Here is a 15963-nt window from a genome sequence, read left to right on the forward strand (position 1 = left end):
CATTTGTACCTTATGAGGAATAGAGACATATGCTAGTATTCATTTCGATAAAGTTCATTTATTTTTATTGTAAACATAGAAACAGAATGAGATAGCTATATAAAGTAGCTTATCATCATTCTGTTTCTATTTGTATTGTATAAAATTAATCAAAAAACATATATGTTACCGTAAGTTTATGAAAGTACGATATAGTGTATATAAAGAGTGATAATAAAATGATAAAGGATGATTAAAATGAACGGTGACAAAAAAATAAGTGAACTGCTTGATAATTATAAAAAACCACTAAAAAAGCTTTTTAAATATGATAAATCAAATGCATGTGCTTTTGATAAAGAGAGCAGAAGCAAGGTTGAAGGTCAAAAAGGGATTTTTGTTATTTTTAATAATAAGCAACCTATCTTTGTAGGCCAAGCAGGCGCTTATATGACGGGTTATAAAATAACACAAAAAGATTTAAACGATAAATTAGGCCAATTTAATGTGAAATCAGACTCTGGTACTGCAAGATTCAGAAGAGTATTTGCCGAACAAAATAGCTTAGATGAAGCTGAAACAAAAGAAATTAAAGCTGAAAATTATGGATTAAAATTTCAATTTATTAAAGTTAAAGGCAATCCATCAATGATTAATATATTGGAAACATTAGCTTTAGAGTATGCTAAAGAAAACGATATTAACCTTTATAATTTCTTATAAAAACAGTTCATTTTAAGTTGGTTATAGAAAGAGGTGATCGTTATGAGTATAAGAGAACTCAGTCTATCTTTTCATCACCAAGAAATAAAAATTAAATTACCGAAGAATTATTTTAAGACAAACGGTAAGTCTTATCCTTTAGTTATAGTTCAAGATGGAGACTACTTATTTAAAGATGTAAAAAAAGACGTTATATTTGTTGGTATCGTGCCGAATAACCGAAAAAAAGATTATACACCCTGGAAAAGTGTTGTTGGTGATATTGAATATGGTGGTCAAGCGGATGCGTATATCACTTGGGTGGCTGATGCGGTAATACCGTATTTAAGAAAATGTTTCCGTATTTCTCAGGATAGAAAAGACATCGGTATTGCAGGTGCCTCATTTGGTGGGCTCGTATCGCTATATGCGTTGTTTAAACACGCAGATACGTTTGGGCATTATATATTAATTTCACCTTCAGTTTGGTACCCTGACTTTGTTAAGTTTATGAAATCCCAACCGATTATTAATTCAACACATCATATTTACTGGTATGTCGGCCAACTTGAAGGGAAACAAAGTAATCACTTAAACCAATATATTGTGCCACAAACAGAGGCAGCAGTAGATATTTTGAATGAACTGCTAGTATCACAGACATCCGTATTTTATTTTGATACAAATAGAAAAGGGCTGCACCGCCAATATTATTTTAAGAAATATTTTAATAGAGCAATCAATAAATTATTTTAAGTAGCGACAGATAAAAGAAATACGATTATTGTCAGAAAATTCGCAAAAATAAGTGGATTCATCCTTTTTATGTTAAAAAAATGCTAAAATTCAAAGTGTAAATCATTTTTAAATATACCGCTCTTAGCCATAATGTGTAAAATGACGTTTTGGGCAGTGAGTTGGATATATGATTTTAAAAATATTAAGCTGAATTTTCGTATTAGTTTAAACATAGGGGATGTTTTTTTATGACAGAAGGTACTACTAAAATTTCAGACAATAAGTTATTGGTAGGAATTGGCTTATCTATTTTAACTTATTGGCTATTTGCACAATCTTTTTTAAATAGTGGACATAAGATACAGGCAACTTTTGGAGCAAGTCCAGATATTGTTAACATTTCAGTAAGTTTGACATCATTTGTTACTGGCGTCTTTATGGTTGTAGCAGGTAACATTTCAGATAGAATTGGGAAGGTTAAGATGACGCGTATTGCTCTAATTTTGAGTATTATTGGATCATTGATGCTTATTATTTCTGGTAATGTCACTTTGTTGCTCTTGGGAAGAATTGTACAAGGTTTTTCAGCAGCGATTATTATGCCAGCAACCATTTCTATCGTTAATGATTTCTTTGAAGGGGATGATAGACAAAAAGCATTAAGTTTTTGGTCTATAGGTGCATTTGGAGGGACCGGCCTATCATCATTCTTTGCAGGTGCAATGGCTACGTTTATATCGTGGCAATCCATCTTTGTACTCTCTATACTTTTGTCCTTGGTTGCATTGCTGTTGGTAAAAAACCTGCCAGAAAGCAAACAAGTCAAAGCACAATCTAACCATTTTGATTATATTGGTCTAACTATCTTTGTAATTATGATTGCTAGTATCAGTTTTGTAATTACATAAGGATATAAATTAGGATGGTAAGTTCAGCAACGCTAATATTGAGTGCCGTATTTATTATCTGTATTTTTATTTTTTATAAAGTAGAAAAAGCAAAGCAATCACCGTTTATTGATTTGGAGTTATTTAAAAACAAACCTTTTATTGGTGCTGTCATTGCTAACTTTTTGTTGAATACTGGTGTAGGCGTTATTGCTTTATTTAATATATATGCACAAGGTGGCTTGAAATTCAGTACTTTTCAAGCTGGTTTGTTAACGATACCCTATTTAATTACATTGTTACTTGTAGTTCGATTAGGAGAAAAAAGTATCAAGCGCTTTGGTGCAAAACGCGCAATGGTTGTTGGACCTATTTTTACAGCGACAGGTATATTGTTATTTAGTTTAACTTTCTTTAATACTTCAATTTATGTAGTAGTCGCATTAATTGCTGCGGTTTTCTTTGGTGGAGGTACTGGCTTGTTTGCTACACCGGCTTTAAGCACCGCAGTTTCAACAACTCCTGCAGAAAAAGTTGGGGTAGCATCTGGTATTTTTAAAATGGGCTCAACGCTTGGTGGAGCCTTTGGTATAGCGATTATGATGTCCATATTTACTGGAGTTTCACAAAGCGGACAAACAGTTGATACAGCTGCTAGTATTGGGTTTGTAGTTGGAACATGTTTGGTTATAGGCGGCGTATGTGCAAGTGCATTGGTTATTCCAACGCGAAAAGTGAGACAAGGCGAAAAGGGGCAAGTGACAGAAGGATAATAAAAATAAAAAAACTGGTCGCTGCATAATTAGATGGTTTGACCAGGTTTATCTTGGAATTGTGTTTTAACTTAGGAAATCCTTTAACAAGATTCATTATTGCTTTCGTTTAAAAGCAAGATGTAAATCATGTACGAAGGCAATTAATGGTCTTATAGTCATTTGAATACTACCAATAACAAATAATATCGTACCATTTGTTACAGTTGAACTATTAAAAAATAGAATACTACCAATTAGAAAAACTAAGCCGAGTACGACATCATTGAATTGGTAAAGTGCTTTGTAAATGGCTGTTATGCGGTCAGATGCTTGGATTTGATGGAAACTTAAATTTAAGTGTTTAGATGATTGTTTGAATTTAGACATGTACAGTCCTCCTTTAGTAAGTAATGAAAATATTATAATATATCATCTTACGAGTTTACACGAAATGATGAAAGCATTAAGATTATAACCAATAAATGAGTAAGGAAAAGAGGGGATACCATGCATTATAAAAGTAATTATCAATCGACAATTGGTCAAATCGCACTCACTTCAGATGGGGAAAATATAACGGGTTTATGGCTACCTAATCATAAAGACTTTGAAACACAGTATAAAGATGAATTAATGACAGCTGATTTGCCAATTTTTGATAAAGCAAAACGTTGGTTGGATGCGTATTTCTCAGGAAATAATCCTAAAATAGATTTTCCTTTAAAAGCAACTGGAACATCATTTAAGGAACAAGTATGGCAAATACTTTTGGAAATACCACAGGGTGAAACATGGACCTATGGAGAAATTGCTCAAAAAATTGCTGAGAAAAGAGGTGAAGCTAAGATGTCATCTCAAGCTGTTGGTGGCGCAGTTGGTAGTAATCCGATTTCTATTATCATTCCTTGTCACAGAGTTGTAGGAAAAGATGGAAGCTTGACTGGTTATGGTGGTGGCATAGATACCAAAATAGAATTGTTAAAATTAGAGGGTCTAGACATGAATGTATTTTATAGACCCAAGCACAGTACGAAACCTTGATGCAGTCTAATGAACACCTACATGTATTGAGCTTTGCACTTTCTAATTACGGATTGTAAAGTTTTTCTAAATAGAGTTGATTAATTAGCTCAGTATGATATCGTGATAACCGTCTTTATTAAATTATTTAGGGATGGTGAGTGTTCTGTTAAAGGAAAAAAAGGGATTTTCAAGTGTATTTTTATATTCTACAGCAGTAATTGGCTTGCTAGTGATTGTGGGTGCAATTTTTCCACAACAATTCGGAACAGTTAGTGGCAATATATCAACATGGGTCTCTGAGACGTTTGGTTGGTACTATATGCTACTTTATACTGCTATATTAGGATTTTGTATTTTCTTATTATTCAGTCCAATAGGAAAGTTAAAGTTAGGAAAACCAAAAGATAAACCAGAATTTAAAACAGTTTCCTGGCTTGCTATGCTATTTAGTGCTGGTATGGGTATCGGTTTAGTATTTTACGGTGCTTCTGAGCCAATATCCCACTATATGGCACCGCCAACAGCAGATCCAGAAACAAAAGCGGCTATGGCTGAAGCTTTTAAGTCGTCATTTATTGACTATGGATTTCATCCATGGGCAGTATACGGTATTGTTGCCTTAGGTCTTGCTTATTCTCAGTTTCGTAAAGGTGAAAATGGTCTTATTTCAAGAACATTGAGACCTATATTAGGTGATAAAGTAGATGGGCCAATTGGTAACATCGTTGATATACTCGCTGTATTTGCAACAGTGATTGGTGTTGCTGTTTCTTTAGGTGTCGGTGCGATTCAAATTAATGGTGGCTTGCATTATTTATTTGGTGTACCAAGTAATTCAGTTGTACAAGGTATTATTATTGCAATCGTTACCGTATTGTTTTTATACAGCGCATGGAGTGGATTAAGTAAAGGCATACAGTACTTAAGTAATTTGAATATGGTTCTAGCAGCGATATTGTTAATTGTCATATTTGTCGTTGGTCCAACATTACTTATCCTCAACATGATGACGAGTGGTACAGGTGATTATTTAAACTCACTTGTATTTAATAGTTTAGACGTAGCGCCGTTGAACGAACAGAAAAGTAAGTGGCTTCAATCTTGGACTATTTATTATTGGGGTTGGTGGATGAGCTGGAGTCCGTTTGTTGGTACGTTCATTGCTAGAATCTCCAAAGGGAGAAGTATTAGAGAATTCATCATTGCAGTCTTGGGTGTTCCAGTTGTTATAAGTATTATTTGGTTTAGTGCTTTTGGTGCTACAGGTATTACAGTGGGCCAATCGCATTCAAGCATTTTAAAAATGCCACCAGAAACGCAACTGTTTGGCATCTTTAATGAATTGCCATTTGGATTTATATTATCAATTGTAGCATTAGCGTTGATAGCTTCTTTCTTTATTACCTCTGCCGACTCTGCGACATATGTACTGGGAATGCAAACTGCATATGGAACATTAAATCCTTCAGGTTTTATAAAAATTGTTTGGGGTTTGGCTTTAGCAGCTATTGCCTATGTATTATTGTTAGCAGGTGGAGATACTGGACTAAGCGCTTTACAATCAGCTGCCATTATTTCAGCACTTCCATTTAGTGTTGTTGTTTTTCTAATGATGGTTTCCTTCTATAAGGATGCTAATAGTGAGAGAAAAGCCTTGGGATTAACATTAAAAATAAATGAAAAACGAAGTGAAACATATACAAAATTGATTGAAGAAGAAAATAGAAAAAGATACGAATAACATTTGTTGTTATTACGGTTAAACCTATATCCGCCTCAAAGAATTCAAACAATTTTTGAGGTGGATTTGTTTATTGAATATAAAAAGCGCTTTTCATTACATCAGTGAAACTGAAGTATGAAAGCGCTCATTATTAATTAATAATTTTGAACTTGAATTTATAACGAACAACGGACATTTGATTAAAATGTATACAATAAATAAGACAATTTAAAGGATGTCGTTCGTAGGTGATAAGATTTAGTGATTTAAAATCTAATTTAAGGTATTATAATTACGGATATGATCATTAATACTTTCAAGGTAGAAGATAGTATTTTTTTCATTTTCTAACTCAGTTTCATGATCAAATTCTAAATTGTCGAAACGGTTAAAGAATGATTCATAAGTTTCGACTGAAATTTCTTCGCGGTTATTTAATAAATCTTTATGTCCTTGAATATCAAGTACATCTTGGTAGCCATCTACGATTTTACCACTGAAGAATTCGCCAACAGATCCTGAACCATAACTAAATAAGCCAATCGTATCGTTTGCAGATAAATCATGTGTTTCAAGTAAAGAAATCAAACTCAAGTAAAGTGAGCCAGTATAAATATTACCTACATAACGATTATAATAAGTGGCTGCATCGTAACCTGAAGTTAAACGTTCTTTTGTTTCAGCATCAATGTCATCTGTTAAAATAGAATCAAGTGCTTTTTTGCCCATTTTAGTAAATGGTACATGGAAACATAAAGATTTAAAATCAGCTAATGATTTGTTGTAGCGACGTGCATATTCTTGCCAACTTTCTTGGAATGAACGAATATAAGCATCTTTAGATAAAGCACCATCTACAAGTGGATAAGCTTGTCCGCTTGGACGCCAAAAATCATAGACATCTTCTGTAAATGCAACGGCATCGTCATTTAGTTCAAGAATGCGTGGATTTTGTGAAATCATCATAGCTACTGCACCAGCACCTTGTGTTGGTTCGCCGCCAGAATGTAAACCATAACGCGCTGTATCACTAGCGATAACAAGCACTTTTTCATCTGGACGTTGTGCTAAATAATCTTTAGCTAATTGAATGGCAGGTGTAGCTGCATAGCAAGCTTCTTTCATTTCAATACAACGAGCAAATGGTTGAATGCCTAGCAAGTTATGTATTTGTACTGCAGATGCTTTAGCTGAATCAATGGCAGATTCAGTTGCAACAATAACCATACTAATTTGTTTTTTATCTTCATCTGTAACAATCGCTTTGGCAGCATTTGCACCCATTGAAACGATGTCTTGGCTCATTGGACTTACTGACATTTCAGTTTGGCCAATACCTAATAAATATTTGTTTGGGTCTACTTGACGGGATTCGGCAAGCTTAGCCATGTCTACATAAAATCTTGGAACATAAAAATTAATTTGATCAATACCAACTGTCATAAAGCGTATCGACACCTTTCTATATATAAATAAGCAATTGTATCATACCAAATCGTGACAATAAAATACAATGATTTGAAAAAGAGATATAAAGGAGAATGAACATGAATAAAATCGCAATTGTAAGTGCTAAGCGTACACCGATAGGGAGATTTAAAGGAAAGTTAAGTCATTATTCAGCAGTAGAACTTGGCACTAAAACATTGGAAGCTGCTATAAAAGCTATAAATTTAGATTCACAAAATATTGAGCAAGTCATATATGGTAATGTACTACAAGCTGGCAATGGACAAAATCCAGCACGTCAAATCGCTATTAATGCTGGCGTGCCTAATACAACACCAGCTATGACAATAAATGAAGTCTGTGGTTCAGGATTGAAATCCATTATTTTAGGAAAACAATTAATACAATTAGGTGAAGCCAAAGTCGTAGCAGTTGGCGGTGTTGAAAGTATGACGAATGCGCCTCAACTCATTTTAAATGACAGTGAAACACCTGTTGATAGCTTTATGCATGATGGTCTTACTGATGCCTTTATGAATGTACCTATGGGTATTACAGCGGAAAAAATTGCTGAAAAATATGATGTGACACGTGAAGCGCAAGATGCGTTTGCTAATGAATCACAACTGAAAGCACATCAAGCCACACAAGCTAAGAAATTTGAAAATGAAATTGTACCTTTAGAAGATGTAAACGGAGACTGGATGACGACAGATGAAGGTATTCGTGGCAATAGTAGTGTTGAAAAATTAAGTACACTAAAAACAATCTTTAAAGAAGACGGTACTGTGACAGGTGGCAATGCTTCAAGCATTAATGATGGGGCATCAACAATTATCTTGATGGATGAAGTTTATGCCAAAGAAAATGGTTTTGAAATATTAGCATTTGTTGGAGCACATGCAGAAATAGGCTGTGATCCAGAGTTAATGGGTTATGCACCATATCATGCAGTTACAAAATTATTAAACCAAGCTGATAAAGCGATAGAAGACTTTGATGTGGTTGAAATGACAGAAGCTTTTGCGGCGCAGAGTATACCAGTAAGTAAAAATCTAGGTATAGCTGAAGAACAACTCAATTTATATGGTGGAGCGATTGCCTTGGGACACCCTATAGGTGCAAGTGGTACGCGTTTAGTTACAACACTTGTAAATATTTTAACACAAGAAGATAAACAAACAGGCATTGCTACTGCTTGTATTGGTGGCGGTTTAGGTATCGCTATTGCTATAGAAAGAGAGGTTTAATAATGGAAGCATTAGACAAATCATTTCGTCATTTATCAAGAGAAGACAAGTTAAACACGTTAGTTCAAAAAGGTTGGTTAAATGAGGAAAATAAAAATACTTTGTTAAATAATACTTTAATCCCTGAAGAAATTGCGAATAGTTTAATTGAAAATGTCATTGGACAAGGAACATTACCTGTCGGTTTATTGCCAGAAATTATAGTAGATGATAAATCTTACGTGGTACCGATGATGGTTGAAGAACCATCTGTAGTAGCAGCGGCAAGTTACGGTGCAAAACTTGTCAATCAGACAGGTGGATTTAAAGTTATTTCTAGTGAACGTCTAATGATTGGTCAAATCGTTTTTGATGGAGTATCCGATACTGAGATACTATCACAACAGATATATAATCTCGAAACGCAAATTAAACAAATTGCGGATGAAGTGTATCCTTCTATTATAGAAAGAGGTGGCGGCTATCGTACAATAGATATTGATACTTTTCCAAATGAAGGGTTATTATCATTAAAAGTATCCGTAGATACCAAAGATGCAATGGGTGCGAATATGTTAAATACCATATTAGAAGGTATAACAGCGTATCTTAAAAATGAATTAAAAGACGTTGATATATTAATGAGTATCTTGTCGAATCATGCCACAGCTTCTGTAGTAAAGGTACAAGGTGAAATTACAGTTGATGCGTTATCTAAAGGTGATCGAGATGGCGAAGCAGTTGCTAAGCGAATGGAACGGGCTTCTGTATTAGCTCAAGTTGATATCCATCGTGCAGCTACACATAATAAAGGTGTCATGAATGGCATACATGCAGTTGTACTCGCAACAGGCAATGATACTAGAGGTGCAGAAGCTACAGCGCATGCTTATGCAAGTAAAGATGGTCAATATCGTGGTTTAGCAACATGGAAATATGATGAAGAAAGACAAACTTTAGTGGGAACAATTGAAGTACCAATGACACTTGCAACGGTAGGTGGAGGCACGAAAGTGTTACCTATTGCAAAAGCATCTCTGGATTTAATGAAAGTAGATTCTGCGCAAGAACTTGGTCATGTTGTTGCGGCAGTTGGTTTAGCACAAAACTTTGCAGCTTGTCGTGCGCTTGTATCTGAGGGTATTCAACAAGGACATATGAGCTTACAATATAAATCTTTAGCAATCGTTGTTGGTGCGCAAGGTGAGGAAATAGCACAAATTGCGGATATGTTAAAAACACAACCAAGAGCGAATACAGCTGTTGCCCAACAATTATTAGACGAATTAAGATTACAAAAACAATAAGTACAATACGAATGATTATAATAGAGTCATTTATTAATTATTTAACCCCTTTTAATTTCTCATTAAAAGGGGTTTTTATTATAAGCGTTAGATATATACGCACGATTCAGGAAATGAAATTATTTTATTTTATGAAAGACTTTGCATATAATTAAGAAGATGAGTAATTAAAAAAGGGGTGGAGCTTTATGGATTCAAATGAATTGCCAGTACTAGCTTATAAAGATGGAGAAAATAGTGTCGCACCAATACCTGCACATGAGCAACAATTACCTACAGTCACTGCCGAACCTTGGCTAGAAATATCTAAACAAGGATTACAGTTAGAAGGATTATGCTTTGATAGACAAGGTAACTTATTACTTTGTGAAGTGTTTGGTGGTACGATTTTTCATGTGAATTTACCAGATAAAAAAGTCACTGAACTATTTAAATCGCATAAACAAAACCCAGCAGCCGTCAAAATTCATAAAGATGGCAGACTATTTGTCTGCTATTTAGGGGATTTTGAGAGCACTGGAGGAATCTTCATGGTAGATGCTGACGGTAATGACGCGCAAGATATCGTTTCAGATATTGGAACTGAATACTGTATTGATGATCTTGTCTTTGATAGTAAAGGTGGGTTTTATTTTACTGATTTCCGTGGTTATTCTACTAATCTCAAAGGTGGCGTTTATTATGTATCGCCAGATTTTAAATCAATTACACCAGTCATACAAAATCTTGCAGTTGCTAACGGTGTAGCTTTAAGCACAGATGAAAAAACATTGTGGGTAACAGAAACGAATGCCAATCGTTTACACCGTATCGATTTATTAGAGGATGGGGTGACAATTGCGCCATTTGGTGCTTCCATTCCATATTATTTTACAGGTCATGAGGGTCCAGACTCGTGCTGTATTGATAGCGATGATAATTTGTATGTTGCCATGTATGGTCAAGGAAAAGTTCTCGTTTTTAATAAAAAAGGTTCGCCTATTGGTCAGATATTAATGCCAGGGCGGGATCAAGGTCACATGTTAAGATCGACACATCCAGCGTTTATACCAGGTACAGACCAACTCATCATTTGTGCAAATGACATCGAAAATGATGGGGGATCATGGATATACACTGTTAAAGCATTTGCTAAAGGTCATCAAAGTTATCAATTTCATTAATATATAAAATAAGCGTCCGAGACATGAATAGATGTCTCGGACGCTTATTCTTATTTGGCAGCAGATGACTGAAAACATTGAGCCACCACTTTTTTAGGTATGCGTTTTGGCTTGAATTAAACAGCAAGACGTCATCTATGGCGTACTTGTAACAGTTATATAAAACGCTGGCTAATCTAGAAAGATTTCTATGGCAATTATGATTTGCATCTATTTAGTCTAAATAGAAACTAATAAATGTAATTGTACTTCGCTGCAGAGGATTTGCTTAACACTCTTGTTCCATAGGCTAAAGGTCGATTGTAATTATATTCAGAGACTTTAATACTACCATTATTATAAACGGTTTCTACATATGCTACATGACCGTATGTGCCACTAGTAGATTGCATGACAGCACGTTTTGCTGGTTTTTTTCCTACACGATATCCGGCTTTTTTAGCTTTACTGTACCAGTACTTTGCATTACCCCAACCATTTGGTACAGCTTTACCGACACTCGCACGTTTTTTAAATACATACCAAGTACATTGGTTTTTATAGTAATAGTTAACAGCAGCATTTGTAGTTTGTGATTCATTAATCGCTTGAAAAGTGACTGTCCCTGTCATTAATAGCGTAGTTGCAATAAATACATTTACTAATTTCTTTTTAATATTCATACATATCTCCAGTCATTTTTAAAATTGTATTTTTATAATAAGGTTGAGAAATAAAAAGTACAATAATATAAACAATTATTACAAATAACTTTAACAAGGAAGAAATATATGCCACACAATTGTAATATGACATCTGAATAAGTACATATTTAAAAGTCAATATCACAAATCAATATCATTAATTGTCCAACTATCATTAAAAAAATAAAAATTAATTATATAATTAAATAATAAGTAAAGTGTTGTAAGCGTTTCCGTTTTCGAGTATGATTTTATTAACAAAGGAGGTGGCTATTATTTTTAGTAAAAAAACGAACAATAATAGCAGTAGACGCAAAGCGAAAAAGACTTTAGGTTTCAGTGCAGCGCTATTTACTTTAATTACCATGATTGTAGCAATGCTTATAACAGTGGCTGTGCTTGAAAAAGAACCACACATCCCATTATTAATTGGTACAGCAGTGGCTATTTTAGTTACCTTAATACATGGTTATGAATTCAGTGAAGTAGAAGAAATGATGTATAAGGGCATACGACATGCTTTACCAGCGATTGTCATCATTATATTAGTTGGTTTAGTAATCGGCTCATGGATTGGTAGTGGTGTGGTTGCGACTATGATTTATTATGGGTTGCAATTGATAGATCCAAGATATTTCTTGGTTGTAGTTATTATTTTGTGCGGTATTGTTGCGTTAGCGATTGGCAGTAGTTGGTCAACGATGGCAACGGTGGGAGTAGCATCAATGGGCATTGGAATCAGTATGGGGATTTCAGCTGGTATGGTTGCTGGTGCGGTCATTTGTGGTGCATATTTTGGTGATAAAATGAGCCCGCTTTCTGATACCACGAACTTGGCTTCTGGCTTAACAGGCGTTGATTTATTTGAGCACATTAAACATATGTTCTATACAACGATTCCAGCTTTAATCATTTCACTGGTTGCATTCTTTATTATTGGTCACCGTTTTGGGACGAAAAACTTTGATGCAAAAAACATTAATGCCATTCTAGACACCATGCAAAATCACTTTTTAATTACGCCATGGTTATTATTAATTCCTTTAATCGTCATAGCTCTAGTTGTATTAAAAGTACCGGCGATTCCAGCAATCTGTATGGGGATTGTTCTTGGATTTTTTGCACAAATCTTTGTACAAGGTGGTACGATTACAGAAGCATTAACCGCGCTACAAACAGGGTATACGATTGATTCAGGTAATAAACTTGTAGATGAATTATTCAACCGTGGTGGATTAGAATCTATGTTCTACACAATTTCTTTAACATTAGTAGCGATGACATTTGGTGGCGTATTAGAGTACTCAGGTATGCTAAAGGCTTTAATCACTCAGATACTTAAAATTGCAAAGTCTACAGGTACATTAATAGCATCGGTCATCGTATCATGTATCGGCACAAATATTACTTGTTCAGAGCAATACATATCAATCATCGTACCTTCTCGCATGTATATTAATGCCTTTAAGGAGAAGGAATTGCATCCTAAAAACCTTTCGAGAGCACTGGAAGATGGCGGTACATTAAGTTCTGTATTTGTACCTTGGAATACATGCGGCGTATTTATTGCATCTACCTTAGGTGTTTCAGTAATAGAATATGCACCCTATGCGATATTGAATTATACAGTCCCTATCATCTCAATAATATTTGGTTATATTGGATTTAAAATTGTTAAACTTAGCAATCAAGATAATGAAATAACTAATCAACCAAATAAATTAACACAAACAAATGATGCGAATAATGCTTAAAACTGAAACGAATTTAATAAATAAAAGAAAATAATTTTATTTTGTACGTGTTATGATAGTTTATAAAATGTATTGAATATATGTTCTGTATTCATTTTTTTAGTTGAAATGTCTAAAGTGGGATGTAAGCCTAATAGTAACTTAGGTTTCAGTCCTACGATATTATTGAATTATTGAAATTTCAACGTATACTGAATAATATTAAATAAATATATGCAAAGGAGTGAATACATGGACATTAAACATATGAAATATTTTGTTGAAGTTGTTGACCAAAAAGGTATGACGAATGCTTCAAAACATTTATTTATCGCTCAACCGACAATAAGTAAAGCGATTAAAGATTTAGAACAAGAATTAGATATGACATTGTTTGATCGCAGTAAGCGACAACTTGTCTTAACCGATGCGGGTTCGATTTTTTATAAAAAATGTAAGGAAATCTTAACGTTATATAATGATGTGCCGAAAGAAATCAATAGCCTTTTAGGATTGGAAACCGGGCATATCAGTATAGGATTGTCTGCTGTGATGAACATGAACCAATTTATTAATATTTTAGGTGAATTTCATCAAAAATATCCTAATGTTACCTATAGTCTTGTCGAAAATGGCGGGAAAATGATAGAAACACAATTAATTAATGATGAAATCGATATAGGCATCACAACATTACCGGTTGATCAGTCCATTTTTCATTCTGTGACGTTATATCAAGAAGATTTAAAATTAGTATTAAATAAAGAACATCATTTAGCGAATGAAGCGCATGTTGATATGAGTATGTTAAAAGATGAAGACTTCATTTTATTTAATGAAGATTTTTATTTGAACGACAAAATTATTGAAGCGGCGAAAAATGCCGGATTTATTCCTAATACGATTTCTAAAATTTCACAGTGGAATTTTATCGAAAACTTATTGAACGCCCATTTAGGAGTCAGCATATTACCCGAAAATATTGTACATTTATTAGATAGTAGTTTTAGTAACAAAACATTAGAAGATCCAGGTATGCGTTGGGAATTAGGTGTGATTTGGAAAAAAGATAAGTACCTAAGTCATGCAACGAAACAGTGGATTGATTTTATGAAAGAAAGATTATAAAGATAAACATGTATACACTTAATAAAAGCCGAAAAGAAATCTTACATTAAATAAGATTTCTTTTCGGTTTTTATGCGTAATTCATTAGAATAAGAGGATTTATTATCTGAAATGATTAATCAAACCGCTTTCATTCATAATCATAATAGGTCATATAAAAATTCAATATTTTTATTATAAGAATAATCATTCTATACTAGTAATTGTAATCAGGAAAGCAAGTAGAAAAAAATGCAATTAAGGAATGATGCTATTGCAACAATTTAAAAAGATAATAACAGTGTTGATTCAAGTATTAGTGATTATGGGGATTACTTATTTAGGTAATGTAATTCAACGTTATATGCATATACCCATTGCAGGCAGTATCGTAGGATTATTATTATTTTTCTTATTATTACAATTTAAAGTAATTCCAGAAAAATGGGTAAATGAAGGGTCAAATTTTTTCCTAACGACAATGGTATTTTTCTTTGTACCTTCAGTAGTAGGAATCATGGATGTTGTACCAATGATTAATTTGAATTTCATTTTATTCTTCTCAATGATTCTTCTTGGTACATGTTGCGTAGCTTTAATTTCAGGCTTTATAGCTGAAAAAATGGTTAAAAATAAACAAGACGGGAATGGAGTTAATTAGATGTTGATTTTAGAAGCGATAATAATGATTATTTTAACAATAGCAATGTATATTGGCGCGAAAAAGCTACAACAAAAATTTCAAACTCCATTTTTGAATCCTGCACTTATAGCATCTATTGGTATTATTATTGTTCTATTATTATTTAGACTAGATTACAAGACTTACATGCTCGGTGGAAAATGGATTAATTATTTATTGAATTGTACGGTGGTTTGTTTAGCTTTCCCACTTTATCAAAACCGTCATAAAATTTTAAAGTATGCGCGTGTTATTTTTAGTAGTGTATTGATGGCGGTCATGTTAAATTTTGTATTTGTATTTAGTATATTAAAATTATTTGGCTATTCTAAAGAAACTATTGTAACGATGTTACCAAGATCAATGACCGCTGCAGTAGGTATTGAAGTGTCAGATCAACTAGGTGGCATTGATACAATTACGGTTATGTTTATTATAACGACAGGTTTGATTGGTAGCATTTTAGGCGCTTATTTATTAAGATTAGGAAGATTTAGATCTTCAATTGCTAAAGGAATGACTTATGGTAACGCATCACATGCCTTTGGTACTGCTCAAGCACTTGATATTGATTCAGAAACTGGTGCTTATAGTTCAATTGGTATGATTTTAACAGCAGTTCTAAGTTCAATTGTTTTACCTATACTCATACTATTTTTATACTAAATAGGTATGCGTTATAATCAATTTGTACATTTAAGTAATGATTTGGTATCAGTGAGCTGGAGTTAAATGAAATTAATGTAAATATTTTAAAGAACTACTCCTTTATTTAAAAAAAGATATTAGAAAATCAGCTTACT

The 15963-nt window shown here is 33.6% G+C and carries 14 protein-coding genes and 1 pseudogene; 12 read left to right on the top strand and 3 right to left on the bottom strand.

The annotated features are described in order from the left end of the window. The first annotated feature begins 237 nt into the window (after positions 1 to 237). From M1D64_RS01590 to M1D64_RS01600, 3 genes and pseudogenes are all read left to right on the top strand, one after another. On the top strand, positions 238 to 702 hold the full coding sequence (locus M1D64_RS01590) for a hypothetical protein (protein WP_069821613.1): 465 nt from the start codon (positions 238 to 240) through the stop codon (positions 700 to 702). Between the two features lie 42 nt (positions 703 to 744). After that, positions 745 to 1437 (top strand): alpha/beta hydrolase, encoded by a 693-nt coding sequence (locus tag M1D64_RS01595; RefSeq protein ID WP_069821612.1) that lies wholly within the window; start codon positions 745 to 747, stop codon positions 1435 to 1437. A gap of 230 nt (positions 1438 to 1667) precedes the next feature. Continuing rightward, a pseudogene (locus M1D64_RS01600) lies at positions 1668 to 3079 on the top strand (MFS transporter). A 96-nt stretch (positions 3080 to 3175) separates the two neighbouring features. Here the strand turns inward: M1D64_RS01600 and M1D64_RS01605 are convergent. Continuing rightward, positions 3176 to 3448 (bottom strand): YrhK family protein, encoded by a 273-nt coding sequence (locus M1D64_RS01605; RefSeq protein ID WP_002482277.1) that lies wholly within the window; start codon positions 3446 to 3448, stop codon positions 3176 to 3178. Positions 3449 to 3568: 120 nt separating this feature from the next. Here M1D64_RS01605 and M1D64_RS01610 point away from each other — a divergent pair, with 120 nt between their 5' ends. Together M1D64_RS01610 and M1D64_RS01615 are read left to right on the top strand one after the other, a co-directional pair. Continuing rightward, a complete protein-coding gene (locus M1D64_RS01610) occupies positions 3569 to 4102 on the top strand; it encodes a methylated-DNA--[protein]-cysteine S-methyltransferase (RefSeq protein ID WP_041079365.1) in 534 nt (177 codons plus the stop codon). A gap of 133 nt (positions 4103 to 4235) precedes the next feature. Next, complete coding sequence (locus M1D64_RS01615) at positions 4236 to 5825, top strand: BCCT family transporter (protein ID WP_174543799.1); 1590 nt, start codon at positions 4236 to 4238, stop codon at positions 5823 to 5825. Between the two features lie 255 nt (positions 5826 to 6080). Here the strand turns inward: M1D64_RS01615 and M1D64_RS01620 are convergent, their stop codons facing one another. Further along, a complete protein-coding gene (locus M1D64_RS01620; RefSeq protein ID WP_041079364.1) occupies positions 6081 to 7250 on the bottom strand; it encodes a hydroxymethylglutaryl-CoA synthase in 1170 nt (389 codons plus the stop codon). 104 nt (positions 7251 to 7354) lie between these two features. Between M1D64_RS01620 and M1D64_RS01625 the strand changes: the two genes are divergently transcribed. The 3 genes from M1D64_RS01625 to M1D64_RS01635 all read left to right on the top strand — a co-directional run bounded on the left by M1D64_RS01625 (position 7355) and on the right by M1D64_RS01635 (position 10955). Next, a complete protein-coding gene (locus M1D64_RS01625; protein WP_002482281.1) occupies positions 7355 to 8506 on the top strand; it encodes a thiolase family protein in 1152 nt (383 codons plus the stop codon). 2 nt (positions 8507 to 8508) lie between these two features. Continuing rightward, complete coding sequence (locus M1D64_RS01630; RefSeq protein ID WP_041079363.1) at positions 8509 to 9792, top strand: hydroxymethylglutaryl-CoA reductase, degradative; 1284 nt, start codon at positions 8509 to 8511, stop codon at positions 9790 to 9792. Positions 9793 to 9980: 188 nt separating this feature from the next. Further along, on the top strand, positions 9981 to 10955 hold the full coding sequence (locus M1D64_RS01635; protein WP_041079362.1) for an SMP-30/gluconolactonase/LRE family protein: 975 nt from the start codon (positions 9981 to 9983) through the stop codon (positions 10953 to 10955). A 230-nt stretch (positions 10956 to 11185) separates the two neighbouring features. Here M1D64_RS01635 and M1D64_RS01640 read toward each other — a convergent pair whose 3' ends face one another. Beyond that, positions 11186 to 11617: a CHAP domain-containing protein gene (locus M1D64_RS01640; protein ID WP_011302307.1), complete on the bottom strand. Its 432-nt coding sequence runs from the start codon at positions 11615 to 11617 to the stop codon at positions 11186 to 11188. 386 nt (positions 11618 to 12003) lie between these two features. On the opposite strand from M1D64_RS01640, the gene nhaC reads away from it, so the two are divergent. From nhaC to M1D64_RS01660, 4 genes are all read left to right on the top strand, one after another. After that, entirely contained in the window at positions 12004 to 13392 is a 1389-nt protein-coding gene (gene nhaC / locus M1D64_RS01645; protein ID WP_069826187.1) for a Na+/H+ antiporter NhaC, read from the top strand. A 231-nt stretch (positions 13393 to 13623) separates the two neighbouring features. Further along, entirely contained in the window at positions 13624 to 14499 is an 876-nt protein-coding gene (cidR, locus tag M1D64_RS01650; protein ID WP_002482286.1) for a cidABC operon transcriptional activator CidR, read from the top strand. 244 nt (positions 14500 to 14743) lie between these two features. Further along, positions 14744 to 15139, top strand: coding sequence for a CidA/LrgA family protein (locus M1D64_RS01655; RefSeq protein WP_269461536.1), 396 nt, complete (start codon positions 14744 to 14746; stop codon positions 15137 to 15139). After that, a complete protein-coding gene (locus M1D64_RS01660; protein WP_041079355.1) occupies positions 15140 to 15826 on the top strand; it encodes an LrgB family protein in 687 nt (228 codons plus the stop codon). Positions 15827 to 15963 lie beyond the last annotated feature (137 nt).

It is taken from the genome of Staphylococcus sp. Z5-21 (assembly GCF_056529615.1).

Coding starts and splice junctions, on each gene's coding strand:
- M1D64_RS01590 (WP_069821613.1), top strand. CDS start 238: ATGAACGGTGACAAAAAAATAAGTGAACTGCTTGATAATTATAAAAAA.
- M1D64_RS01595 (WP_069821612.1), top strand. CDS start 745: ATGAGTATAAGAGAACTCAGTCTATCTTTTCATCACCAAGAAATAAAA.
- M1D64_RS01605 (WP_002482277.1), bottom strand. CDS start 3,448: ATGTCTAAATTCAAACAATCATCTAAACACTTAAATTTAAGTTTCCAT.
- M1D64_RS01610 (WP_041079365.1), top strand. CDS start 3,569: ATGCATTATAAAAGTAATTATCAATCGACAATTGGTCAAATCGCACTC.
- M1D64_RS01615 (WP_174543799.1), top strand. CDS start 4,236: ATGGTGAGTGTTCTGTTAAAGGAAAAAAAGGGATTTTCAAGTGTATTT.
- M1D64_RS01620 (WP_041079364.1), bottom strand. CDS start 7,250: ATGACAGTTGGTATTGATCAAATTAATTTTTATGTTCCAAGATTTTAT.
- M1D64_RS01625 (WP_002482281.1), top strand. CDS start 7,355: ATGAATAAAATCGCAATTGTAAGTGCTAAGCGTACACCGATAGGGAGA.
- M1D64_RS01630 (WP_041079363.1), top strand. CDS start 8,509: ATGGAAGCATTAGACAAATCATTTCGTCATTTATCAAGAGAAGACAAG.
- M1D64_RS01635 (WP_041079362.1), top strand. CDS start 9,981: ATGGATTCAAATGAATTGCCAGTACTAGCTTATAAAGATGGAGAAAAT.
- M1D64_RS01640 (WP_011302307.1), bottom strand. CDS start 11,617: ATGAATATTAAAAAGAAATTAGTAAATGTATTTATTGCAACTACGCTA.
- nhaC (WP_069826187.1), top strand. CDS start 12,004: ATGATTGTAGCAATGCTTATAACAGTGGCTGTGCTTGAAAAAGAACCA.
- cidR (WP_002482286.1), top strand. CDS start 13,624: ATGGACATTAAACATATGAAATATTTTGTTGAAGTTGTTGACCAAAAA.
- M1D64_RS01655 (WP_269461536.1), top strand. CDS start 14,744: ATGATGCTATTGCAACAATTTAAAAAGATAATAACAGTGTTGATTCAA.
- M1D64_RS01660 (WP_041079355.1), top strand. CDS start 15,140: ATGTTGATTTTAGAAGCGATAATAATGATTATTTTAACAATAGCAATG.